The 24,319-nt window shown below is 51.2% G+C and carries 19 protein-coding genes and 2 tRNA genes; 19 read left to right on the top strand and 2 right to left on the bottom strand.

Going from position 1 to position 24,319, the window contains the following annotated elements:
* The first annotated feature begins 44 nt into the window (after positions 1-44).
* The 7 genes from rlmE to AACU19_RS18035 all read left to right on the top strand — a co-directional run bounded on the left by rlmE (position 45) and on the right by AACU19_RS18035 (position 7,719).
* Positions 45-674, top strand: coding sequence for a 23S rRNA (uridine(2552)-2'-O)-methyltransferase RlmE (gene rlmE, locus AACU19_RS18065; RefSeq protein WP_000145975.1), 630 nt, complete (start codon positions 45-47; stop codon positions 672-674).
* 99 nt (positions 675-773) lie between these two features.
* Positions 774-2,708: an ATP-dependent zinc metalloprotease FtsH gene (gene ftsH / locus AACU19_RS18060; RefSeq protein ID WP_001107467.1), complete on the top strand. Its 1,935-nt coding sequence runs from the start codon at positions 774-776 to the stop codon at positions 2,706-2,708.
* A gap of 89 nt (positions 2,709-2,797) precedes the next feature.
* The gene (gene folP, locus AACU19_RS18055; RefSeq protein WP_000764731.1) at positions 2,798-3,646 is read left to right on the top strand and encodes a dihydropteroate synthase; all 849 of its coding nucleotides are present in this window, start codon (positions 2,798-2,800) and stop codon (positions 3,644-3,646) included.
* Positions 3,639-4,976: a phosphoglucosamine mutase gene (gene glmM / locus AACU19_RS18050; protein ID WP_000071137.1), complete on the top strand. Its 1,338-nt coding sequence runs from the start codon at positions 3,639-3,641 to the stop codon at positions 4,974-4,976. Before folP ends, glmM begins: the two co-directional genes overlap by 8 nt.
* A gap of 227 nt (positions 4,977-5,203) precedes the next feature.
* Complete coding sequence (gene secG / locus AACU19_RS18045; protein WP_001295556.1) at positions 5,204-5,536, top strand: preprotein translocase subunit SecG; 333 nt, start codon at positions 5,204-5,206, stop codon at positions 5,534-5,536.
* Between the two features lie 14 nt (positions 5,537-5,550).
* Positions 5,551-5,637, top strand: a tRNA-Leu gene (locus AACU19_RS18040).
* A gap of 456 nt (positions 5,638-6,093) precedes the next feature.
* Complete coding sequence (locus tag AACU19_RS18035) at positions 6,094-7,719, top strand: phosphoethanolamine transferase (RefSeq protein WP_077760079.1); 1,626 nt, start codon at positions 6,094-6,096, stop codon at positions 7,717-7,719.
* 7 nt (positions 7,720-7,726) lie between these two features.
* Here the strand turns inward: AACU19_RS18035 and argG are convergent, their stop codons facing one another.
* Positions 7,727-9,070: an argininosuccinate synthase gene (gene argG / locus AACU19_RS18030; RefSeq protein ID WP_000207680.1), complete on the bottom strand. Its 1,344-nt coding sequence runs from the start codon at positions 9,068-9,070 to the stop codon at positions 7,727-7,729.
* Positions 9,071-9,417: 347 nt separating this feature from the next.
* Here argG and AACU19_RS18025 point away from each other — a divergent pair.
* The 12 genes from AACU19_RS18025 to mtr all read left to right on the top strand — a co-directional run bounded on the left by AACU19_RS18025 (position 9,418) and on the right by mtr (position 23,131).
* A tRNA-Met gene (locus AACU19_RS18025) sits at positions 9,418-9,494 on the top strand.
* A gap of 206 nt (positions 9,495-9,700) precedes the next feature.
* Entirely contained in the window at positions 9,701-10,153 is a 453-nt protein-coding gene (rimP, locus tag AACU19_RS18020; protein WP_001300397.1) for a ribosome maturation factor RimP, read from the top strand.
* Between the two features lie 27 nt (positions 10,154-10,180).
* Positions 10,181-11,668: a transcription termination factor NusA gene (gene nusA / locus AACU19_RS18015; RefSeq protein ID WP_001031046.1), complete on the top strand. Its 1,488-nt coding sequence runs from the start codon at positions 10,181-10,183 to the stop codon at positions 11,666-11,668.
* 24 nt (positions 11,669-11,692) lie between these two features.
* Positions 11,693-14,365, top strand: a complete 2,673-nt coding sequence (gene infB / locus AACU19_RS18010) for a translation initiation factor IF-2 (RefSeq protein WP_000133052.1) — start codon at positions 11,693-11,695, stop codon at positions 14,363-14,365.
* A 161-nt stretch (positions 14,366-14,526) separates the two neighbouring features.
* Entirely contained in the window at positions 14,527-14,928 is a 402-nt protein-coding gene (gene rbfA, locus AACU19_RS18005; protein ID WP_001040205.1) for a 30S ribosome-binding factor RbfA, read from the top strand.
* Positions 14,928-15,872 (top strand): tRNA pseudouridine(55) synthase TruB, encoded by a 945-nt coding sequence (gene truB / locus AACU19_RS18000; RefSeq protein WP_105278374.1) that lies wholly within the window; start codon positions 14,928-14,930, stop codon positions 15,870-15,872. The genes rbfA and truB overlap by 1 nt, the downstream gene beginning before the upstream one ends.
* Positions 15,873-16,020: 148 nt before the next feature.
* Positions 16,021-16,290, top strand: coding sequence for a 30S ribosomal protein S15 (gene rpsO, locus AACU19_RS17995; RefSeq protein ID WP_000059466.1), 270 nt, complete (start codon positions 16,021-16,023; stop codon positions 16,288-16,290).
* A gap of 245 nt (positions 16,291-16,535) precedes the next feature.
* A complete protein-coding gene (gene pnp, locus AACU19_RS17990; protein ID WP_001296445.1) occupies positions 16,536-18,671 on the top strand; it encodes a polyribonucleotide nucleotidyltransferase in 2,136 nt (711 codons plus the stop codon).
* Positions 18,672-18,779: 108 nt separating this feature from the next.
* Positions 18,780-19,664 (top strand): lipoprotein NlpI, encoded by an 885-nt coding sequence (gene nlpI / locus AACU19_RS17985; RefSeq protein ID WP_000802080.1) that lies wholly within the window; start codon positions 18,780-18,782, stop codon positions 19,662-19,664.
* 106 nt (positions 19,665-19,770) lie between these two features.
* A complete protein-coding gene (yrbN, locus tag AACU19_RS17980; protein WP_010723222.1) occupies positions 19,771-19,851 on the top strand; it encodes a protein YrbN in 81 nt (26 codons plus the stop codon).
* The gene (gene deaD, locus AACU19_RS17975) at positions 19,844-21,733 is read left to right on the top strand and encodes an ATP-dependent RNA helicase DeaD (protein WP_001295553.1); all 1,890 of its coding nucleotides are present in this window, start codon (positions 19,844-19,846) and stop codon (positions 21,731-21,733) included. The genes yrbN and deaD overlap by 8 nt, the downstream gene beginning before the upstream one ends.
* 153 nt (positions 21,734-21,886) lie before the next feature.
* Positions 21,887-23,131, top strand: coding sequence for a tryptophan permease (gene mtr / locus AACU19_RS17970; RefSeq protein WP_000224337.1), 1,245 nt, complete (start codon positions 21,887-21,889; stop codon positions 23,129-23,131).
* 117 nt (positions 23,132-23,248) lie between these two features.
* Here mtr and AACU19_RS17965 read toward each other — a convergent pair whose 3' ends face one another.
* Positions 23,249-24,256 carry a luciferase-like monooxygenase gene (locus tag AACU19_RS17965; protein WP_046081284.1) on the bottom strand — a complete coding sequence of 336 codons (1,008 nt, stop codon included), beginning with the start codon at positions 24,254-24,256 and terminating at the stop codon, positions 23,249-23,251.
* Positions 24,257-24,319 lie beyond the last annotated feature (63 nt).

Here is a 24,319-nt window from a genome sequence, read left to right as displayed (position 1 = left end):
TTTACGCAATTGGTTACGATGAGTTATCCCCATGGGAAAGTTAAATGACAGGTAAGAAGCGTTCTGCCAGCTCCAGCCGCTGGCTTCAGGAACACTTTAGCGATAAATATGTTCAACAGGCACAGAAAAAGGGGTTACGTTCCCGTGCCTGGTTTAAACTTGATGAAATACAGCAAAGTGACAAACTCTTTAAACCGGGAATGACGGTTGTCGACCTTGGTGCTGCTCCGGGTGGTTGGTCACAATATGTGGTCACCCAAATTGGCGGCAAAGGCCGCATCATCGCTTGCGATCTTTTACCTATGGATCCTATCGTTGGTGTGGACTTTCTTCAGGGCGATTTTCGTGATGAACTGGTGATGAAAGCACTGCTGGAGCGCGTTGGCGACAGCAAAGTCCAGGTTGTCATGTCCGATATGGCACCAAACATGAGCGGAACACCGGCGGTGGATATCCCCCGTGCCATGTATCTGGTGGAACTGGCGTTAGAAATGTGTCGTGATGTATTAGCGCCAGGTGGCAGTTTTGTAGTGAAGGTGTTCCAGGGCGAAGGTTTCGATGAGTATCTAAGGGAAATTCGCTCCCTGTTTACGAAGGTCAAAGTTCGTAAGCCGGACTCTTCTCGTGCACGTTCGCGGGAAGTGTATATTGTAGCGACCGGGCGTAAACCCTAACCGGGAGATTTCAGACGAAAGTTTGAAAGATGCTGGATATAGAGTATCCTGACGCTGTTTTTAACACAGTTGTAATAAGAGGTTAATCCCTTGAGTGACATGGCGAAAAACCTAATACTCTGGCTGGTCATTGCCGTTGTGCTGATGTCAGTATTCCAGAGCTTTGGGCCCAGCGAGTCTAATGGCCGTAAGGTGGATTACTCTACCTTCCTACAAGAGGTCAATAACGACCAGGTTCGTGAAGCGCGTATCAACGGACGTGAAATCAACGTTACCAAGAAAGATAGTAACCGTTATACCACTTACATTCCGGTTCAGGATCCGAAATTACTGGATAACCTGTTGACCAAGAACGTCAAGGTTGTCGGTGAACCGCCTGAAGAACCAAGCCTGCTGGCTTCTATCTTCATCTCCTGGTTCCCGATGCTGTTGCTGATTGGTGTCTGGATCTTCTTCATGCGTCAAATGCAGGGCGGCGGTGGCAAAGGTGCCATGTCGTTCGGTAAGAGCAAAGCGCGCATGCTGACGGAAGATCAGATCAAAACGACCTTTGCTGACGTTGCGGGCTGCGACGAAGCAAAAGAAGAAGTTGCTGAACTGGTTGAGTATCTGCGCGAGCCGAGCCGCTTCCAGAAACTCGGCGGTAAGATCCCGAAAGGCGTCCTGATGGTCGGTCCTCCGGGTACCGGTAAAACGCTGCTGGCGAAAGCGATTGCAGGCGAAGCGAAAGTTCCGTTCTTTACTATCTCCGGTTCTGACTTCGTAGAAATGTTCGTCGGTGTGGGTGCATCCCGTGTTCGTGACATGTTCGAACAGGCGAAGAAAGCGGCTCCGTGCATCATCTTTATCGATGAAATCGACGCCGTAGGCCGCCAGCGTGGCGCAGGTCTGGGCGGTGGTCACGATGAACGTGAACAGACTCTGAACCAGATGCTGGTTGAGATGGATGGCTTCGAAGGTAACGAAGGTATCATCGTTATCGCTGCGACTAACCGTCCGGACGTTCTCGACCCGGCGCTGCTGCGTCCTGGCCGTTTCGACCGTCAGGTTGTGGTTGGCTTGCCAGATGTTCGCGGTCGTGAGCAGATTCTGAAAGTTCACATGCGTCGCGTACCATTGGCACCCGATATCGACGCGGCAATCATTGCCCGTGGTACTCCTGGTTTCTCCGGTGCTGACCTGGCGAACCTGGTGAACGAAGCGGCACTGTTCGCTGCTCGTGGCAACAAACGTGTTGTGTCGATGGTTGAGTTCGAGAAAGCGAAAGACAAAATCATGATGGGTGCGGAACGTCGCTCCATGGTGATGACGGAAGCGCAGAAAGAATCGACTGCTTACCACGAAGCAGGTCACGCGATTATCGGTCGCCTGGTGCCGGAACACGATCCGGTGCACAAAGTAACGATTATCCCGCGCGGTCGTGCGCTGGGTGTGACCTTCTTTTTGCCTGAGGGCGACGCAATCAGCGCCAGCCGTCAGAAACTGGAAAGCCAGATTTCTACACTGTACGGCGGTCGTCTGGCAGAAGAGATCATCTACGGGCCAGAACATGTTTCTACCGGGGCGTCCAACGATATTAAAGTTGCGACCAACCTGGCTCGTAACATGGTTACCCAGTGGGGCTTCTCTGAGAAACTCGGTCCGCTGCTGTATGCGGAAGAAGAAGGTGAAGTGTTCCTCGGTCGTAGCGTAGCGAAAGCGAAACATATGTCCGATGAAACGGCACGTATCATCGACCAGGAAGTGAAAGCACTGATCGAGCGTAACTATAATCGTGCGCGTCAGCTTCTGACCGACAATATGGATATTCTGCATGCGATGAAAGATGCTCTCATGAAATATGAGACTATCGACGCACCGCAGATTGATGACCTGATGGCACGTCGCGATGTACGTCCGCCAGCGGGCTGGGAAGAACCAGGCGCTTCTAACAATTCTGGCGACAATGGTAGTCCAAAGGCTCCGCGTCCGGTTGATGAACCGCGTACGCCGAACCCGGGTAACACCATGTCAGAGCAGTTAGGCGACAAGTAAGTTCCCGCATTAGATGACTGTATTTGTACCGAAAACCCCGGGGCGTGCTCCGGGGTTTTTTCTTATCAATTCATACCAGGGATAACATCATGAAACTCTTTGCCCAGGGCACTTCACTGGACCTTAGCCATCCTCACGTAATGGGGATCCTCAACGTTACGCCTGATTCCTTTTCGGATGGCGGCACGCATAACTCGCTGATAGATGCGGTGAAACATGCGAATCTGATGATTAACGCTGGTGCGACGATCATTGACGTTGGTGGCGAGTCCACGCGCCCAGGGGCGGCGGAAGTTAGCGTTGAAGAAGAGTTGCAGCGTGTTATTCCTGTGGTTGAGGCAATTGCTCAACGCTTCGAAGTCTGGATCTCGGTAGATACTTCCAAACCAGAAGTCATACGTGAGTCAGCGAAAGTTGGTGCTCACATTATTAACGATATTCGCTCCCTTTCCGAACCTGGCGCTCTGGAAGCTGCTGCAGAAACCGGTTTGCCAGTTTGCCTGATGCATATGCAGGGAAATCCAAAAACCATGCAGGAAGCCCCGAAGTATGACGATGTCTTTGCGGAAGTGAATCGCTACTTTATTGAGCAGATAGCTCGTTGTGAGCAGGCGGGTATCGCAAAAGAGAAATTGTTGCTCGACCCCGGATTCGGTTTCGGTAAAAATCTCTCCCATAACTATTCATTACTGGCGCGCCTGGCTGAATTTCACCATTTCAACCTGCCGCTGTTGGTGGGTATGTCACGAAAATCGATGATTGGGCAATTGCTGAACGTGGGGCCGTCCGAGCGCCTGAGCGGTAGTTTGGCCTGTGCGGTCATTGCCGCAATGCAAGGTGCGCACATCATTCGTGTTCATGACGTCAAAGAAACCGTAGAAGCGATGCGGGTGGTGGAAGCCACTCTGTCTGCAAAGGAAAACAAACGCTATGAGTAATCGTAAATATTTCGGTACCGATGGGATTCGTGGTCGTGTAGGGGATGCGCCGATCACCCCTGATTTTGTACTTAAGTTGGGTTGGGCCGCCGGTAAAGTGCTGGCGCGCCACGGCTCGCGTAAGATCATTATTGGTAAAGACACGCGTATTTCTGGCTATATGCTGGAGTCAGCACTGGAAGCGGGTCTGGCGGCTGCGGGCCTTTCCGCACTCTTTACAGGCCCGATGCCTACACCTGCCGTGGCTTATCTGACGCGTACCTTCCGCGCAGAGGCCGGGATTGTAATTTCTGCATCGCATAACCCATTCTACGATAACGGCATTAAATTCTTTTCTATTGACGGTACTAAGCTGCCGGATGCAGTTGAAGAAGCCATCGAAGCGGAAATGGAAAAAGAGATCAGCTGTGTTGATTCGGCAGAACTGGGTAAAGCCAGCCGTATCGTTGATGCTGCGGGTCGCTATATCGAGTTTTGCAAAGCCACGTTCCCGAACGAACTTAGCCTCAGTGAACTGAAAATTGTGGTGGATTGCGCAAATGGCGCGACTTATCACATCGCGCCGAACGTACTGCGTGAACTGGGGGCGAACGTTATCGCTATCGGTTGTGAGCCGAACGGCGTAAACATCAATGCCGAAGTGGGGGCGACTGATGTTCGTGCGTTACAGGCGCGCGTACTGGCTGAAAAAGCAGATCTTGGTATCGCCTTTGACGGTGACGGCGACCGCGTGATTATGGTTGACCATGAAGGCAATAAAGTCGATGGCGACCAGATTATGTATATCATCGCGCGTGAAGGTCTTCGTCAGGGCCAACTGCGTGGTGGCGCGGTGGGTACATTGATGAGCAACATGGGGCTGGAACTCGCCCTGAAACAGCTAGGAATTCCGTTTGCTCGTGCGAAAGTGGGCGATCGCTACGTACTGGAAAAAATGCAGGAGAAAGGCTGGCGTATCGGTGCAGAGAACTCTGGTCATGTGATCCTGCTGGATAAAACCACAACCGGTGACGGCATCGTTGCTGGTTTGCAGGTGCTGGCGGCGATGGCGCGTAACCATATGAGCCTGCACGACCTTTGCAGTGGTATGAAAATGTTCCCGCAGATTCTGGTTAACGTGCGTTACACCGCAGGTAGTGGCGATCCGCTGGAGCATGAATCAGTCAAAGCTGTAACCGCAGAAGTTGAAGCGGCGCTGGGTAGCCGTGGACGTGTGCTGTTGCGTAAATCCGGCACCGAACCGTTAATTCGTGTGATGGTGGAAGGCGAAGACGAAGCGCAGGTGACTGAATTTGCACACCGCATCGCCGATGCAGTAAAAGCCGTTTAACGCGTTAGATAACTGGCTAAAAAGGCGGCGATTGTCGTCTTTTTTCTCGGTGAACATATCGGTTTTGCTGTTTTTTTCCGCAGTTGATACAATGCGATAAAATTGCCCTTGCGAAGGTCATTCGCTTTGGTTAGTATTCACACCCGCTTCAGTGGGAAAGATTAGAAATTCCCGCTTTATTGGTTGAAGCATTGGTACGCGGCAACTCCGCAAGGAACAGGTTGATTATGTACGAAGCTCTTTTAGTAGTTTTCCTTATTGTGGCAATTGGCCTTGTTGGTCTGATCATGCTGCAGCAAGGTAAAGGCGCTGATATGGGAGCCTCCTTCGGAGCAGGCGCTTCCGCTACGCTGTTTGGTTCAAGTGGTTCTGGTAACTTCATGACCCGCATGACGGCGCTGCTGGCAACGTTATTCTTCATCATCAGTCTGGTGCTGGGTAACATCAATAGCAACAAAACCAATAAAGGTAGTGAATGGGAAAACCTGAGTGCACCGGCCAAAACCGAACAAACTCAGCCAGCTGCTCCGGCTAAGCCGACCAGCGATATCCCGAACTAAAAAGTAGTATCCGTGCCGAGGTGGTGGAATTGGTAGACACGCTACCTTGAGGTGGTAGTGCCCAATAGGGCTTACGGGTTCAAGTCCCGTCCTCGGTACCAAATTCCAGAAAAGAGACGCTGAAAAGCGTCTTTTTTCGTTTTGGTCCTGGTCTGAGGAATGGTTGTCAGGTATCTGTATCTCGTCCAGTTGCTTTACTCGTAGCTGGTACTTTGAAACGATGGTGCCGGTACGCCTTAGTTATAAACTTTTCCCTACTGCTGACATAATTGGCACTTTATTGTGTCAACTCCAGTTCCGGTACGAATACGGATATGTTTACTTCTCGATAAACCATCCTGCTCCTGTCAGTATAACTACTGATGGCTACGTTCTGCGTAATGTTTAGAGACGCATTGATAATGTTATTTAATTACTGAGAACAATGGCCGCATCATTTAAAAAGAAAAAACTAACAGTGTTTCGGTCTGATATGGCTCAGCGTTGAAAAACATGTCTGATATAAAATTGAACATTGTTGATAATTGTTTATATTGGTTGTGAACTTGGATTTCTGGATGACAGTATTCAACAAATTTGTTAGAAGTTTTAAATCTCATTGGTTGTTGTATCTTTGTGTTATTGTTTTTGGTATTACGAACTTAGTCGCCTCTTCCGGAGCGCATATGGTTCAGCGATTGCTGTTCTTCGTTCTGACCATCCTGGTTGTTAAACGTATATCATCCCTTCCGCTTCGCCTGCTTGTTGCCGCACCATTTGTGTTACTGACAGCGGCAGACATGAGTATTAGCCTCTATTCATGGTGTACCTTTGGTACAACTTTCAATGATGGATTTGCGATTAGTGTGCTGCAGAGTGATCCGGATGAAGTTGTCAAAATGCTGGGGATGTATATCCCTTATCTATGTGCTTTTGCCTTTTTATCCCTTCTTTTTTTGGCAGTAATAATAAAATATGATGTTTCCTTGCCGACGAAAAAAGTGACAGGAATATTATTGCTGATTGTCATTTCGGGCAGTTTATTTTCCGCTTGTCAATTTGCTTATAAAGATGCAAAAAATAAAAAAGCGTTCAGTCCATATATACTAGCGTCGCGATTTGCTACCTATACACCGTTTTTCAATCTCAATTATTTTGCTTTAGCAGCGAAAGAGCATCAAAGATTACTCTCAATTGCAAACACGGTGCCGTATTTTCAATTATCAGTCAGGGATACAGGTATTGATACCTACGTGTTGATTGTGGGGGAGTCTGTACGTGTCGACAATATGTCTTTGTATGGATATACACGCTCTACGACACCGCAAGTCGAAGCACAAAGAAAACAGATCAAACTGTTTAATCAAGCAATAAGCGGTGCACCTTACACTGCGCTGTCGGTTCCCCTTTCTTTAACTGCTGATTCTGTTTTGAGTCATGACATTCATAATTACCCGGACAACATTATTAATATGGCTAATCAAGCAGGATTTCAGACTTTCTGGCTAAGCTCGCAATCCGCTTTTCGGCAGAATGGTACAGCAGTTACCAGTATCGCCATGCGCGCCATGGAAACAGTCTATGTCAGAGGATTTGATGAATTGTTGTTGCCGCATTTATCGCAAGCGTTACAGCAAAAGACGCAGCAAAAGAAACTGATTGTTCTTCATTTAAATGGAAGCCATGAACCGGCTTGTAGCGCCTATCCGCAATCCAGCGCCGTGTTTCAACCACAGGACGATCAGGATGCCTGCTATGACAACTCCATTCATTACACAGATAGTTTGCTAGGTCAGGTTTTTGAATTATTAAAAGATCGCCGAGCCTCGGTCATGTATTTTGCCGACCATGGCCTGGAACGCGACCCGACGAAGAAGAACATTTATTTTCATGGAGGCAGGGAGGCCAGCCAGCAGGCATATCATGTTCCGATGTTTATCTGGTATAGCCCCGTTCTTGGGGATGGCGTGGATCGCACAACGGAAAACGATATCTTTTCCACTGCTTACAATAATTACCTTATTAATGCGTGGATGGGGGTAACAAAGCCGGAACAGCCGCAAACGCTGGAGGAAGTGATTGCACACTATAAAGGAGATTCACGGGTTGTAGATGCAAACCATGATGTTTTCGATTTTGTGATGCTAAGAAAGGAGTTTACTGAGGATAAGCAAGGTAACCCCACCCCTGAAGGGCAGGGTTGATGTCGAATTACTGGCCTTTATTTTCCAGATTCTCCACCTGCGGCACGCCCGAAGCGGCAGAGGAGGAAAGCAGGCCAGTTTTGGCATAGCCGAAAAGTTTCTCGCGGGTATCGGTGATATCCAGGTTGCGCATGGTCAGTTGACCGATACGATCGTCTGGCGAGAACACCGAGTCGCCTTTTTCCATCGTCAGACGCTCTGGCTTGTAGGTCAGATTCTCTGAGACGGTATTAAGGATGGAGTAATCGTTCCCGCGGCGTAGCTCCAGGGTAACTTCACCAGTGATCTGACTGGCAACCCAGCGTTGCAGGGAGTCACGCAGCATCAGCGCCTGGGAATCAAACCAACGTCCCTGGTACAGCAAACGGCCCAACTGACGACCATGCGCGTGATACTGCTCAATGGTGTCTTCGTTGTGAATACCGGTCAGCAGACGTTCATAAGCGATATGTAGCAGCGCCATCCCCGGAGCTTCGTAAATACCACGGCTTTTCGCTTCGATGATACGGTTTTCGATCTGGTCGCTCATGCCCAGGCCATGACGACCGCCGATGCGGTTAGCTTCCAGCATCATTTCTACGTCATCGCTAAAGGTTTTACCGTTCAGCGCCACCGGATGACCTTGCTCAAAGCGTACTGTGACTTCTTCTGCCGGGATCTTCACACTCTCATCCCAGAACTTCACGCCCATAATCGGGTTGACGATTTTGACGCTGGAGTTGAGGTATTCCAGATCCTTCGCTTCGTGTGTTGCACCAAGCATGTTAGAGTCCGTGGAGTAGGCTTTTTCGACAGACATTTTGTAGTCGAAACCGCAGGCAATCATAAATTCAGACATTTCATGACGGCCGCCCAGTTCATCAATAAAATCAGTATCAAGCCACGGTTTGTAAATCTGAAGTTCAGCATTGGTCAGCAGACCGTAACGATAGAAACGTTCGATATCGTTTCCTTTATAGGTACTGCCGTCTCCCCAGATATTCACGCCATCTTCTTTCATGGCCGCAACCAGCATTGTGCCAGTCACGGCGCGGCCCAGCGGCGTCGTGTTGAAATAGGTCAGGCCGCCGGTGGTGTTATGAAATGCGCCACACTGAATAGCGGCAATACCTTCGGCAACCAGTTGTTTGCGGCAGTCGATCAGACGTGCGTTCTCCGCGCCGTATTCCATGGCACGACGAGGGATCGCATCATAATCCTCTTCGTCTGGCTGGCCCAGGTTTGCAGTATATGCATAAGGAACCGCTCCCTTTTGTCGCATCCACAGCAGTGCGGCACTGGTGTCCAGACCGCCGGAAAAAGCGATACCAATACGTTGACCTACCGGGAGATGCTTGAGAATCGTCGTCATAAAATAACACCCTGCTTAATTAACTGATGATGAGCCTGGATTTCCGCTCTCACTGAATTTTTATGCAAAATAAATGAGTTTTCATTTAATCATCTTTTATCGGTGACAGGAAGAGTTTAGTGTGTTTTTTGTAAAATAATGCGCTTAAGGAGGAGCAGTAGAGGGCAAAAGTATTCGACAAACGAAAGTGAACTGGATATTCATTCACGCGATTAGCAATAAATGTTGACAAAATGTGGCGTGGATCACTATAATGCCTGCAGATTTTACGTCCCGTCTCGGTACACCAAATCCCAGCAGTATTTGCATTTTTTACCCAAAACGAGTAGAATTTGCCACGTTTCAGGCGCGGGGTGGAGCAGCCTGGTAGCTCGTCGGGCTCATAACCCGAAGGTCGTCGGTTCAAATCCGGCCCCCGCAACCACTTTCCCTTAGAGTCCTTTTTCAAATATACTGTGAAGACTTCGGCCTTCGTAGTGGGATTTGAAAAAATCCTTCTGGAAAGTGCTCCAGACCGCAGTTGCGGTTATAGGGTTCAGTTATATAAAGCCCCGATTTATCGGGGTTTTTTGTTATCTGACTACAGAATAACTGGGCTTTAGGCCCTTTTTTTATGTCTTGGGGGTGGGCTTGTCCACATTAGAGCAAAAATTAACAGAGATGATTACTGCGCCAGTTGAGGCCCTGGGTTTTGAACTGGTTGGCATCGAGTTTATCCGCGGTCGCACATCCACACTGCGCATCTATATTGATAGTGAAGATGGCATCAATGTTGATGATTGTGCTGATGTGAGCCACCAGGTAAGTGCTGTGCTGGATGTCGAAGATCCCATCACCGTTGCTTATAACCTGGAAGTCTCCTCACCGGGTCTCGATCGTCCACTGTTCACGGCTGAACACTACGCCCGTTTCGTCGGAGAAGAGGTGACTCTGGTTCTCCGTATGGCGGTACAAAACCGTCGTAAATGGCAGGGCGTTATCAAAGCGGTAGACGGTGAAATGATCACAGTTACCGTCGAAGGTAAAGATGAAGTGTTCGCGCTGAGTAATATCCAGAAGGCGAACCTGGTTCCCCACTTTTAATAGTCTGGATGAGGTGAAAAGCCCGCGATGAACAAAGAAATTTTGGCTGTAGTTGAAGCCGTCTCCAATGAAAAGGCGCTGCCTCGCGAGAAAATTTTCGAAGCGTTGGAAAGCGCGCTGGCTACAGCAACCAAGAAAAAATACGAACAAGAGATCGACGTTCGCGTACAAATCGATCGCAAAAGCGGTGATTTTGACACCTTCCGTCGCTGGCTGGTAGTTGATGAAGTCACCCAGCCAACGAAAGAAATCACTCTTGAAGCTGCGCGCTTTGAAGATGAAAGCCTGAATCTGGGCGATTACGTTGAAGATCAGATTGAGTCTGTTACCTTTGACCGTATCACCACCCAGACGGCAAAACAGGTTATTGTGCAGAAAGTGCGTGAAGCCGAACGTGCGATGGTGGTTGATCAGTTCCGTGAACACGAAGGTGAAATCATCACCGGCGTGGTGAAAAAAGTGAACCGCGACAACATCTCTCTGGATCTGGGCAACAACGCTGAAGCCGTGATCCTGCGTGAAGATATGCTGCCGCGTGAAAACTTCCGCCCTGGTGACCGCGTTCGTGGCGTGCTCTATTCCGTTCGTCCGGAAGCGCGTGGCGCGCAGCTGTTCGTCACCCGTTCCAAGCCGGAAATGCTGATCGAACTGTTCCGCATTGAAGTGCCGGAAATCGGCGAAGAAGTGATTGAAATTAAAGCAGCGGCTCGCGACCCGGGTTCTCGTGCGAAAATCGCGGTGAAAACCAACGATAAACGTATCGATCCGGTAGGTGCTTGTGTAGGTATGCGTGGCGCGCGTGTTCAGGCGGTTTCTACTGAACTGGGCGGCGAACGTATCGATATCGTCCTGTGGGATGATAACCCGGCGCAGTTCGTGATTAACGCAATGGCACCAGCAGACGTTGCTTCTATCGTGGTGGATGAAGATAAACACACCATGGATATCGCCGTTGAAGCCGGTAACCTGGCGCAGGCGATTGGCCGTAACGGTCAGAACGTGCGTCTGGCTTCGCAACTGAGCGGTTGGGAACTCAACGTGATGACCGTTGACGACCTGCAGGCTAAGCATCAGGCAGAAGCGCACGCAGCGATCGACACCTTCACCAAATATCTCGACATCGACGAAGACTTTGCGACTGTCCTGGTAGAAGAAGGCTTCTCGACGCTGGAAGAACTGGCCTATGTGCCGATGAAAGAGCTGTTGGAAATCGAAGGCCTTGATGAGCCGACTGTTGAAGCACTGCGCGAGCGTGCTAAAAATGCACTGGCCACCATTGCACAGGCCCAGGAAGAAAGCCTCGGTGATAACAAACCGGCTGACGATCTGCTGAACCTTGAAGGGATAGATCGTGATTTGGCATTCAAACTGGCCGCCCGTGGCGTTTGTACGCTGGAAGATCTCGCCGAACAGGGCATTGATGATCTGGCTGATATCGAAGGGTTGACCGACGAAAAAGCCGGAGCACTGATTATGGCTGCCCGTAATATTTGCTGGTTCGGTGACGAAGCGTAATAAACTGTAGCAGGAAGGAACAGCATGACAGATGTAACGATTAAAACGCTGGCCGCAGAGCGACAGACCTCCGTGGAACGCCTGGTACAGCAATTTGCTGATGCAGGTATCCGGAAGTCTGCTGACGACTCTGTGTCCGCACAAGAGAAACAGACTTTAATTGACCACCTGAATCAGAAAAATTCAGGCCCGGACAAATTAACGCTGCAACGTAAAACCCGCAGCACCCTTAACATTCCTGGTACCGGTGGAAAAAGCAAATCGGTACAAATCGAAGTCCGCAAGAAACGCACCTTTGTGAAACGCGATCCGCAAGAGGCTGAACGCCTTGCTGCGGAAGAGCAGGCGCAGCGTGAAGCGGAAGAGCAAGCCCGTCGTGAGGCAGAAGAATCGGCCAAACGCGAGGCGCAACAAAAAGCTGAACGTGAGGCCGCAGAACAAGCTAAGCGTGAAGCCGCTGAACAAGCGAAACGTGAAGCTGCGGAAAAAGACAAAGTGAGCAATCAACAAGACGATATGACTAAAAACGCCCAGGCTGAAAAAGCCCGCCGTGAGCAGGAAGCTGCAGAGCTCAAGCGTAAAGCTGAAGAAGAAGCGCGTCGTAAACTCGAAGAAGAAGCACGTCGCGTTGCTGAAGAAGCACGTCGTATGGCGGAAGAAAACAAATGGACTGATAACGCGGAACCGACTGAAGATTCCAGCGATTATCACGTTACTACTTCTCAACATGCTCGCCAGGCAGAAGACGAAAGCGATCGTGAAGTCGAAGGCGGCCGTGGCCGTGGTCGTAACGCGAAAGCAGCGCGTCCGAAGAAAGGCAACAAACACTCTGAATCAAAAGCTGATCGTGAAGAAGCACGCGCAGCAGTACGTGGCGGTAAAGGCGGAAAACGTAAAGGTTCTTCGCTGCAGCAAGGCTTCCAGAAGCCAGCTCAGGCCGTTAACCGTGACGTTGTGATTGGCGAAACCATCACCGTTGGCGAACTGGCGAACAAGATGGCGGTTAAAGGTTCTCAGGTCATCAAAGCGATGATGAAACTGGGCGCAATGGCAACCATCAACCAGGTTATCGATCAGGAAACCGCACAGCTGGTTGCTGAAGAGATGGGCCACAAGGTTATCCTGCGTCGTGAAAACGAGCTGGAAGAAGCGGTAATGAGCGACCGTGACACAGGTGCTGCGGCTGAACCGCGCGCGCCGGTTGTGACCATCATGGGTCACGTTGACCACGGTAAAACCTCTTTGCTGGACTACATTCGTTCAACGAAAGTGGCCTCTGGCGAAGCGGGCGGCATTACCCAGCACATTGGTGCATACCACGTTGAAACTGAAAACGGCATGATCACCTTCCTGGACACCCCGGGGCACGCCGCGTTTACTTCAATGCGTGCACGTGGTGCGCAGGCAACGGACATCGTAGTCCTGGTTGTTGCTGCCGACGACGGCGTAATGCCGCAGACCATCGAAGCAATTCAGCACGCGAAAGCGGCAGGCGTGCCGGTTGTGGTTGCAGTGAACAAGATCGACAAACCAGAAGCCGATCCAGATCGCGTTAAGAACGAACTCTCTCAGTACGGCATCCTGCCGGAAGAGTGGGGCGGTGAAAGCCAGTTCGTACACGTGTCTGCGAAAGCAGGTACCGGTATCGATGAACTGCTGGACGCTATCCTGTTGCAGGCAGAAGTTCTGGAACTGAAAGCGGTACGTAAAGGTATGGCGAGCGGTGCGGTTATCGAATCCTTCCTCGATAAAGGTCGTGGTCCGGTTGCTACCGTTCTGGTACGTGAAGGTACTCTGCACAAGGGCGACATCGTTCTGTGTGGTTTCGAATACGGTCGTGTTCGCGCAATGCGTAACGAAATGGGTCAGGAAGTGCTGGAAGCAGGTCCGTCCATTCCAGTAGAAATCCTTGGCTTGTCCGGTGTTCCGGCTGCGGGTGACGAAGTTACCGTAGTGCGTGACGAGAAGAAAGCACGTGAAGTTGCACTGTATCGTCAGGGCAAATTCCGTGAAGTTAAACTGGCACGTCAGCAGAAATCGAAACTCGAGAACATGTTCGCTAACATGACCGAAGGCGAAGTTCACGAAGTGAACATCGTTCTGAAGGCAGACGTTCAGGGTTCCGTGGAAGCGATCTCCGACTCCTTGCTGAAACTGTCTACTGACGAAGTTAAAGTGAAGATCATCGGTTCTGGCGTAGGTGGTATCACCGAAACCGACGCTACCCTGGCTGCGGCGTCCAACGCCATCCTGGTTGGCTTCAACGTACGTGCTGATGCCTCTGCACGTAAAGTGATTGAAGCGGAAAGCCTGGATCTGCGTTACTACTCCGTCATCTATAACCTGATCGACGAAGTGAAAGCGGCGATGAGCGGTATGCTGTCTCCGGAACTGAAACAGCAGATTATCGGTCTGGCGGAAGTTCGTGATGTGTTCAAATCACCGAAATTTGGTGCCATCGCAGGTTGTATGGTTACTGAAGGTGTGGTTAAACGTCACAATCCGATCCGCGTTCTGCGCGACAACGTGGTTATCTACGAAGGCGAGCTGGAGTCCCTGCGCCGCTTCAAAGATGACGTTAACGAAGTCCGTAACGGTATGGAATGTGGTATCGGCGTTAAGAACTACAACGACGTCCGCACTGGCGATGTGATCGAAGTATTCGAAATCATCGAGATCCAACGTACCATCGCTTAAGGTTTTAGGGTTCTATGCGGGATAAGGCGTTTACGCCGCATCCGGCATGGATTGCCTGATGCGACGCTGGCGCGTCTTATCAGGCTACGTGAACAGCCCTTCCACCTGAAATTAATTTTAAAAAGGGGCTAACAGCCCCTTTTTTGTCAGGAGAATTTATTATGGCGAAAGAATTTGGTCGCCCGCAGCGCGTAGCGCAGGAAATGCAAAAAGAGATCGCTCTCATCCTGCAACGCGAAATTAAAGATCCTCGTCTGGGCATGATGACCACCGTTTCCGGTGTCGAAATGTCTCGTGACCTGGCGTATGCAAAAGTATATGTGACGTTCCTTAACGACAAAGATGAAGACGCGGTTAAAGCGGGCATCAAAGCGTTACAAGAAGCCTCTGGTTTCATCCGCAGCCTGCTGGGGAAAGCGATGCGCCTGCGTATCGTGCCGGAACTGACCTTCTTCTACGACAACTCGCTGGTTGAAGGGATGCGTATGTCAAACCTGGTGACCAGCGTGGTCAAACATGACGAAGAACGTCGTGTTAATCCGGACGACAGCAAGGAGGACTAATGAGTCGTCCTCGTCGTCGCGGTCGCGACATTAACGGCGTTTTGTTGCTGGATAAACCGCAGGGTATGTCCAGCAACGATGCACTGCAAAAAGTGAAATGGATTTATAACGCTAATCGTGCCGGGCATACCGGTGCGCTGGACCCGCTGGCGACCGGCATGTTGCCGATTTGCCTCGGGGAAGCGACGAAGTTTTCCCAGTATCTGCTGGACTCCGACAAACGCTATCGGGTGATTGCGCGTCTTGGACAGCGTACTGATACTTCTGACGCTGACGGACAAATCGTTGAAGAACGTCCGGTAACCTTTAGTGCAGAGCAACTGGCGGCGGCACTGGATACTTTCCGTGGCGATATCGAACAGATTCCTTCGATGTATTCAGCACTGAAATACCAGGGCAAAAAACTGTACGAATATGCGCGTCAGGGAATTGAAGTCCCGCGTGAAGCACGCCCGATTACCGTTTATGAATTGCTGTTTATTCGCCACGATGGCAATGAACTGGAGCTGGAAATTCACTGCTCAAAAGGCACCTATATCCGCACTATCATTGACGATCTCGGCGAAAAACTCGGCTGTGGCGCGCATGTTATTTACCTGCGTCGCCTGGCTGTAAGTAAATATCCGGTTGAACGGATGGTGACTCTGGAACATCTGCGTGAACGGGTTGAGCAAGCCGAGCAGCAGGATATTCCGGCAGCGGAGTTACTTGATCCATTACTGATGCCAATGGACAGTCCAGCTTCGGACTATCCGGTGGTGAATCTTCCGTTAACGTCTTCTGTTTACTTCAAAAATGGTAACCCGGTTCGTACATCCGGTGCGCCGCTGGAAGGACTGGTTCGCGTTACAGAAGGTGAGAACGGCAAGTTTATCGGTATGGGCGAAATTGACGATGAAGGCCGCGTTGCGCCTCGTCGCCTGGTGGTTGAATACCCGGCGTAATGTTAACCGTCTTGCGATAACAAGTCGCTACGAGTAGAATACTGCCGCTTAACGTCGCGTAAATTGTTTAACACTTTGCGTAACGTACACTGGGATCGCTGAATTAGAGATCGGCGTCCTTTCATTCTATATACTTTGGAGTTTTAAAATGTCTCTAAGTACTGAAGCAACAGCTAAAATCGTTTCTGAGTTTGGCCGTGACGCAAACGACACCGGTTCTACCGAAGTTCAGGTAGCACTGCTGACTGCACAGATCAACCACCTGCAGGGCCACTTTGCAGAGCACAAAAAAGATCACCACAGCCGTCGTGGTCTGCTGCGCATGGTTTCTCAGCGTCGTAAACTGCTCGACTACCTGAAACGTAAAGACGTAGCACGTTACACCCAGCTCATCGAGCGCCTGGGTCTGCGTCGCTAATTCTTGCGAGTTTCAGAAAAGGGGCCTGAGTGGCCCCTTTTTTCAAACTGACGGCAGCAATTCACTGGAAACTAATGTATTGTTGCTATGAATGATCTTCCGTTGCAGAGGTTCGCGCGGCTAATGAGAGGCTTTACCCACATTGGGCTGGGTTAGGGTTGTCATTAGTCGCGAGGATGCGCAGAAGATCGGGTATTAACACCAGTGCCGTAAGGTGCTGTCTAAGAAAGAGAAAGGATATTACATTGCTTAATCCGATCGTTCGTAAATTCCAGTACGGCCAACACACCGTGACTCTGGAAACCGGCATGATGGCTCGTCAGGCTACTGCCGCTGTTATGGTTAGCATGGATGACACCGCGGTATTCGTTACCGTTGTTGGTCAGAAAAAAGCCAAACCAGGTCAGGACTTCTTCCCGCTGACCGTTAACTATCAGGAGCGTACCTACGCTGCTGGTCGTATCCCAGGTAGCTTCTTCCGTCGTGAAGGCCGCCCAAGCGAAGGCGAAACCTTGATTGCGCGTCTGATTGACCGCCCGATTCGCCCGCTGTTCCCGGAAGGCTTCGTCAACGAAGTTCAGGTTATCGCCACCGTGGTTTCTGTTAACCCGCAGGTTAACCCGGATATCGTTGCGATGATTGGTGCTTCCGCAGCACTTTCTCTGTCTGGTATTCCGTTCAATGGTCCGATTGGTGCTGCCCGCGTAGGTTACATCAATGACCAGTACGTACTGAACCCGACTCAGGACGAGCTGAAAGAGAGCAAACTGGACCTGGTTGTTGCCGGTACAGAAGCTGCCGTGCTGATGGTTGAATCTGAAGCTGAACTGCTGAGCGAAGACCAGATGCTGGGCGCAGTGGTGTTCGGTCATGAACAACAGCAGGTTGTTATTCAGAACATCAATGAACTGGTGAAAGAAGCCGGTAAACCGCGTTGGGATTGGCAGCCGGAGCCGGTAAACGAAGCGCTGAACGCGCGCGTTGCTGCACTGGCTGAAGCTCGTCTGAGCGATGCTTATCGCATCACCGACAAACAAGAGCGTTATGCGCAGGTTGATGTCATCAAATCTGAAACCATCGCGACGCTGCTTGCTGAAGACGAAACCCTGGACGAAAACGAACTGGGTGAAATTCTGCACGCTATCGAGAAAAATGTTGTTCGTAGCCGCGTACTGGCAGGCGAACCGCGTATCGACGGTCGTGAAAAAGATATGATCCGTGGTCTGGATGTGCGTACTGGCGTGCTGCCGCGTACTCACGGTTCTGCACTATTCACCCGTGGTGAAACTCAGGCGCTGGTTACCGCAACGCTGGGTACTGCACGTGACGCACAGGTTCTTGATGAACTGATGGGCGAACGTACTGACACCTTCCTGTTCCACTACAACTTCCCTCCGTATTCCGTAGGTGAAACTGGCATGGTCGGTTCTCCGAAGCGTCGTGAAATTGGTCACGGTCGTCTGGCGAAGCGCGGCGTTCTGGCAGTAATGCCGGATATGGACAAATTCCCGTACACCGTACGTGTTGTGTCTGAAATCACCGAATCCAACGGTTCTTCTTCTATGGCTTCCGTGTGCGGTGCGTCTCTGGCGCTGATGGACGCAGGTGTGCCGATCAAAGCTGCTGTTGCGGGTATCGCAATGGGACTGGTGAAAGAAGGCGACAACTACGTTGTACTGTCTGACATCCTGGGCGACGAAGATCACCTGGGCGATATGGACTTCAAAGTTGCAGGTTCTCGCGACGGTATCTCTGCACTGCAGATGGATATCAAAATTGAAGGTATCACCAAAGAGATCATGCAGGTTGCGCTGAACCAGGCTAAAGGTGCGCGTCTGCATATCCTGGGCGTCATGGAGCAGGCGATCAACGCGCCGCGTGGTGATATCTCTGAGTTTGCACCGCGTATCCATACCATCAAGATCAATCCGGACAAGATCAAAGACGTTATCGGTAAAGGCGGTTCTGTTATCCGTGCCCTGACCGAAGAAACTGGCACCACCATCGAAATCGAAGATGACGGTACTGTGAAGATCGCAGCGACCGACGGCGAGAAGGCGAAAAACGCTATTCGTCGTATCGAAGAGATCACTGCAGAAATCGAAGTGGGTCGCGTCTACAATGGTAAAGTGACCCGTATCGTTGACTTTGGCGCGTTTGTTGCCATCGGCGGCGGTAAAGAAGGTCTGGTCCACATCTCTCAAATCGCCGACAAGCGTGTTGAGAAAGTGACCGACTACCTGCAGATGGGTCAGGAAGTACCGGTGAAAGTTCTGGAAGTCGATCGCCAGGGCCGTATCCGTCTGAGCATTAAAGAAGCGACTGAGCAGTCTCAACCTGCTGCAGCACCGGAAGCTCCGGCTGCTGAACAGGGCGAGTAAGGTTGCCATTTGCCCTCCGCTGCGGCGGGGGGCTTTTAACCGGGCAGGACGCCTTGTTAGCAACCGGGAACAGGACGTTCATTCAACCGTGGTCTTCGGGAGTGGGAAATGAAGCCTTTTTTGCGCTGGTGTTTCGTTGCGACAGCACTTACGCTTGCAGGATGCAGTAATACTTCCTGGCGTAAAAGTGAAGTCCTCGCGGTACCATTGCAACCGACTTTGCAGCAGGAAGTGATTCTGGCACGTATGGAACAAATCCTTGCCAGTCGGGCTTTAACCGATGACGAACGCGCACAGCTTTTATATGAGCGCGGAGTGTTGTATGATAGTCTCGGTCTGAGGGCATTAGCGCGTAACGATTTTTCGCAAGCGCTGGCAATCCGACCGGATATGCCTGAAGTATTCAATTACTTAGGCATATATTTAACGCAGGCAGGCAATTTTGATGCTGCCTATGAAGCGTTTGATTCTGTACTTGAGCTTGATCCAACTTACAACTACGCGCACTTGAATCGCGGGATCGCATTATATTACGGCGGTCGTGACAAGTTAGCGCAAGATGATCTGCTGGCGTTTTATCAAGACGATCCCAATGATCCTTTCCGTAGTCTGTGGCTTTATCTCGCCGAGCAGAAGCTCGATGAGAAGCAGGCTAAAGAAGTGTTAAAACAGCACTTCGAAAAATCGGATAAGGAGCAGTGGGGATGGAACATTGTCGAGTTCTACCTGGGCAACATTAGCGAACAAACGTTAATGGAAAGGCTCAAGGCGGACGCAACGGATAACACCTCGCTCGCTGAGCATCTCAGTGAAACCAACTTCTATTTAGGTAAGTACTACCTAAGTCTGGGGGATTTGGACAGCGCCACGGCACTGTTCAAACTGGCGGTTGCCAACAACGTTCATAACTTTGTTGAGCACCGATACGCATTGTTGGAATTATCGCTCCTGGGCCAGGACCAAGATGACCTGGCAGAATCGGACCAGCAATAGCTGACGTACACATCAGCCCGTAATCTTTTTTGATTGCCATCACCTTAACGGGTGAGGGCGTTGTTGTTCGTTAATACACCTACTTTGAGCCGGTTCACACTTTTCAATGAAAATTGCTGATCAATTTCATGATGAGTTATGTAGACTGGCCGCCATTAATTTTGAGGCACACGTACTACATGGCTGAATTCGAAACCACTTTTGCAGATCTGGGCCTGAAGGCTCCTATCCTTGAAGCCCTTAACGATCTGGGTTACGAAAAACCATCTCCAATTCAGGCAGAGTGTATTCCACATCTGCTGAATGGCCGCGACGTTCTGGGTATGGCCCAGACGGGGAGCGGAAAAACTGCAGCATTCTCTTTACCTCTGCTGCAAAATCTTGATCCTGAGCTGAAAGCACCACAGATTCTGGTGCTGGCACCGACCCGCGAACTGGCGGTACAGGTTGCTGAGGCAATGACGGATTTCTCTAAACACATGCGCGGCGTAAACGTGGTTGCCCTGTACGGCGGCCAGCGTTATGACGTGCAATTACGCGCCCTGCGTCAGGGGCCGCAGATCGTTGTCGGTACTCCTGGCCGTCTGCTGGACCACCTGAAACGTGGCACTCTGGACCTCTCTAAACTGAGCGGTCTGGTTCTGGATGAAGCTGACGAAATGCTGCGCATGGGCTTCATCGAAGACGTTGAAACCATTATGGCGCAGATCCCGGAAGGTCATCAGACCGCTCTGTTCTCTGCAACTATGCCGGAAGCGATTCGTCGTATTACCCGCCGCTTTATGAAAGAGCCGCAGGAAGTGCGCATTCAGTCCAGCGTGACTACCCGTCCTGACATCAGCCAGAGCTACTGGACTGTGTGGGGGATGCGTAAAAACGAAGCACTGGTACGTTTCCTGGAAGCGGAAGATTTTGATGCGGCGATTATCTTCGTTCGTACTAAAAACGCGACTTTGGAAGTGGCAGAAGCTCTTGAGCGTAACGGCTACAACAGCGCTGCACTGAACGGTGACATGAACCAGGCGCTGCGTGAGCAGACGCTGGAACGCCTGAAAGATGGTCGTCTGGATATCCTGATTGCGACCGACGTTGCGGCCCGTGGCCTGGACGTTGAGCGTATCAGCCTGGTAGTTAACTACGATATCCCGATGGATTCTGAGTCTTACGTTCACCGTATTGGTCGTACCGGCCGTGCGGGGCGTGCTGGTCGTGCGCTGCTGTTCGTTGAGAACCGCGAGCGTCGTCTGCTGCGCAACATTGAACGCACTATGAAGCTGACCATTCCGGAAGTAGAACTGCCGAACGCAGAGCTGCTGGGCAAACGCCGTCTGGAAAAATTCGCCGCTAAAGTACAGCAGCAGCTGGAAAGCAGCGATCTGGATCAATACCGTGCACTGCTGAGCAAAATTCAGCCGACTGCAGAAGGTGAAGAGCTGGATCTCGAAACTCTGGCAGCCGCACTGCTGAAAATGGCACAGGGTGAACGTACTCTGATCGTGCCGCCAGATGCGCCGATGCGTCCGAAACGTGAATTCCGTGACCGTGATGACCGTGGTCCGCGCGATCGTAACGACCGTGGCCCGCGTGGCGACCGTGAAGATCGTCCGCGTCGTGAACGTCGTGATGTTGGCGATATGCAGCTGTACCGTATTGAAGTGGGCCGCGATGATGGTGTTGAAGTTCGTCATATCGTTGGCGCGATTGCTAACGAAGGCGACATCAGCAGCCGTTACATCGGTAACATCAAGCTGTTTGCTTCTCACTCCACCATCGAACTGCCGAAAGGTATGCCGGGTGAAGTGCTGCAACACTTTACGCGTACTCGCATTCTCAACAAGCCGATGAACATGCAGCTGCTGGGCGATGCACAGCCGCATACTGGTGGTGAGCGTCGTGGTGGTGGTCGTGGTTTCGGTGGCGAACGTCGTGAAGGCGGTCGTAACTTCAGCGGTGAACGCCGTGAAGGTGGTCGTGGTGATGGTCGTCGTTTTAGCGGCGAACGTCGTGAAGGCCGCGCACCGCGTCGTGATGACTCTACTGGTCGTCGTCGTTTCGGTGGTGATGCGTAATCAACGCTGAACAGCGAACACAATCTGTAAAATAATATATACAGCCCCGATTTTAACCATCGGGGCTTTTTTTCTGTCTTTTGTACTCGTGTACTGGTACAGTGCAATGCATAACAACGCAGTCGCACTATTTTTCACTGGAGAGAAGCCCTCATGGCAACACTAACCACCACCCAAACGTCACCGTCGCTACTTGGCGGCGTGGTGATTATCGGCGGCACCATTATTGGCGCAGGGATGTTTTCTCTGCCAGTGGTCATGTCCGGGGCGTGGTTCTTCTGGTCAATGGCGGCGCTGATCTTTACCTGGTTCTGTATGCTGCATTCCGGCTTGATGATTCTGGAAGCTAACCTGAATTATCGAATCGGTTCGAGTTTTGACACCATAACCAAAGATTTGCTGGGCAAAGGCTGGAACGTGGTCAACGGCATTTCCATTGCCTTTGTGCTCTACATCCTGACTTACGCCTATATTTCTGCCAGCGGTTCGATTCTGCATCACACCTTCGCGGAGATGTCGCTGAATGTTCCGGCACGAGCTGCAGGTTTTGGTTTTGCGCTACTGGTGGCGTTTGTGGTGTGGTTGAGCACCAAAGCCGTAAGCCGGATGACGGCGATTGTGCTGGGGGCGAAAGTTATTACCTTCTTCCTCACTTTCGGCAGTTTGCTGGGGCATGTGCAGCCTGCGACATTGTTTAACGTCGCGGAAAGCAATGCGTCTTATGCACCGTATCTGTTGATGACCCTGCCGTTCTGTCTGGCCTCATTTGGTTATCACGGTAACGTGCCGAGCCTGATGAAGTATTACGGCAAAGATCCGAAAACTATCGTGAAATGCCTGGTCTACGGTACGCTGATGGCGCTGGCGCTGTATACCATCTGGTTGCTGGCGACGATGGGCAACATCCCTCGTCCGGAGTTTATCGGAATCGCCGAGAAGGGCGGTAATATTGATGTGCTGGTACAGGCGTTAAGCGGCGTGCTGAACAGCCGTAGTCTGGATCTGCTACTGGTCGTGTTCTCAAACTTTGCGGTAGCGAGTTCGTTCCTCGGCGTAACGCTGGGTTTGTTTGACTATCTGGCAGATCTGTTTGGTTTTGACGACTCTGCCCTGGGCCGCTTTAAAACGGCGTTGCTGACCTTTGCACCGCCTGTCGTGGGTGGCCTGCTGTTCCCGAACGGATTCCTGTACGCCATTGGTTATGCTGGCTTAGCGGCTACCATCTGGGCTGCAATTGTTCCGGCGCTGTTGGCCCGCGCATCGCGTAAACGCTTTGGCAGCCCGAAATTCCGTGTCTGGGGCGGCAAGCCGATGATTGCACTGATTCTGGTGTTTGGTGTTGGCAACGCACTGGTGCATATTTTATCGAGCTTTAATTTGCTGCCGGTGTATCAGTAATTAGCGGTGCCTTATCCGACATTTCTGCTGCCTACACAATGCCTGATGTGCTTCGCTTATCAGGCCTACGTAGGACAGCGTTGCCAGCTCGGATAAGGCTTCCCACGTTAAAACACACTATCCCAATAACTCTTCCTTAACATCCATCGCCAGCTCAAACGAATGCAGGCGCGCCTGGTGATCGAAAATCTGCCCGTTAACCATAATCTCATCCGCGTCGGTTTCGCGCAGGATCGACTGCAAACCATGACGCACTTTCGCTTTATCACCCACCAGCGACATACTCAGCGCCTGCTGCACGCCATACTGCTCAGACGGTGACCAGAACTGATCCATATTTTGAATCGGTGGCGGCAGTTGCCCGGTTTCACCGCGGCGCAGCTTCACAAAGGCTTGCTGCATTGAGGTAAACAGAAATTCAGCGTCGCGGTTGCTGTCGGCGGCGATAATATTGATGCACACCATCGCATACGGTTTTTCCAGTCGTGCCGACGGTTTGAAGTTGCTGCGATAAAGATGCAGCGCCTGGAACAGCATATCCGGCGCGAAGTGTGAGGCAAACGCAAACGGCAGACCAAGCTGCGCCGCCAGTTGCGCACTGTAAAGGCTGGAGCCTAACAACCACACGGGGATTTTCTCGCCATAGCCTGGTACCGGGCGCACATGCGGATTGGGATCGCGGGCGTCAAACCAGTCCACCAGCTCCGCGACATCGCGGGGGAAATTATCAATATCGCCGCTCATATGACGACGTAGAGCCATCATGGTTCGCTGGTCACTACCCGGAGCACGGCCCAGCCCCAAATCGATTCGCCCCGGATAGAGCGTATTGAGCGTGCCGAACTGTTCGGCGATCACCAACGGTGAGTGGTTTGGTAACATCACGCCGCCAGACCCCAGATGCAGCGTAGTGGTATTCGCCGCCAGATAGCCAATCAAAACTGATGTTGCAGCACTGGCAATACCGGTCATATTGTGGTGTTCTGCCAGCCAGTAGCGATGATAGCCGTGCTTTTCAGCCAGACGGGCGAGATCGAGAGAGTGGGAGAACGCTTCTCGCGCTGAAGAACCTTCGGGGATGGGGGCCAGATCGAGTAGCGAAAACGCAATGGTTTTATCAGTCATAACAGCTCACTTTGTTACCGATTAATCTTTAATACTGCATTAAAGGGTAGTTAAAGTTGTTAA

It is taken from the genome of Escherichia sp. MOD1-EC4550 (genome assembly GCF_963876935.1).
GTDB lineage: Bacteria > Pseudomonadota > Gammaproteobacteria > Enterobacterales > Enterobacteriaceae > Escherichia > Escherichia coli_F.
Note: the sequence above shows the minus strand (reverse complement) of the source record. Positions and strands in the feature narration are given on the sequence as shown.

Bases quoted from the DNA above. Each gene is read 5' to 3' on its own strand.
- rlmE (WP_000145975.1), top strand. From the start codon at position 45: ATGACAGGTAAGAAGCGTTCTGCCAGCTCCAGCCGCTGGCTTCAGGAA.
- ftsH (WP_001107467.1), top strand. From the start codon at position 774: ATGGCGAAAAACCTAATACTCTGGCTGGTCATTGCCGTTGTGCTGATG.
- folP (WP_000764731.1), top strand. From the start codon at position 2,798: ATGAAACTCTTTGCCCAGGGCACTTCACTGGACCTTAGCCATCCTCAC.
- glmM (WP_000071137.1), top strand. From the start codon at position 3,639: ATGAGTAATCGTAAATATTTCGGTACCGATGGGATTCGTGGTCGTGTA.
- secG (WP_001295556.1), top strand. From the start codon at position 5,204: ATGTACGAAGCTCTTTTAGTAGTTTTCCTTATTGTGGCAATTGGCCTT.
- AACU19_RS18035 (WP_077760079.1), top strand. From the start codon at position 6,094: ATGACAGTATTCAACAAATTTGTTAGAAGTTTTAAATCTCATTGGTTG.
- argG (WP_000207680.1), bottom strand. From the start codon at position 9,070: ATGACGACGATTCTCAAGCATCTCCCGGTAGGTCAACGTATTGGTATC.
- nusA (WP_001031046.1), top strand. From the start codon at position 10,181: ATGAACAAAGAAATTTTGGCTGTAGTTGAAGCCGTCTCCAATGAAAAG.
- infB (WP_000133052.1), top strand. From the start codon at position 11,693: ATGACAGATGTAACGATTAAAACGCTGGCCGCAGAGCGACAGACCTCC.
- rbfA (WP_001040205.1), top strand. From the start codon at position 14,527: ATGGCGAAAGAATTTGGTCGCCCGCAGCGCGTAGCGCAGGAAATGCAA.
- truB (WP_105278374.1), top strand. From the start codon at position 14,928: ATGAGTCGTCCTCGTCGTCGCGGTCGCGACATTAACGGCGTTTTGTTG.
- rpsO (WP_000059466.1), top strand. From the start codon at position 16,021: ATGTCTCTAAGTACTGAAGCAACAGCTAAAATCGTTTCTGAGTTTGGC.
- nlpI (WP_000802080.1), top strand. From the start codon at position 18,780: ATGAAGCCTTTTTTGCGCTGGTGTTTCGTTGCGACAGCACTTACGCTT.
- yrbN (WP_010723222.1), top strand. From the start codon at position 19,771: ATGAAAATTGCTGATCAATTTCATGATGAGTTATGTAGACTGGCCGCC.
- deaD (WP_001295553.1), top strand. From the start codon at position 19,844: ATGGCTGAATTCGAAACCACTTTTGCAGATCTGGGCCTGAAGGCTCCT.
- mtr (WP_000224337.1), top strand. From the start codon at position 21,887: ATGGCAACACTAACCACCACCCAAACGTCACCGTCGCTACTTGGCGGC.
- AACU19_RS17965 (WP_046081284.1), bottom strand. From the start codon at position 24,256: ATGACTGATAAAACCATTGCGTTTTCGCTACTCGATCTGGCCCCCATC.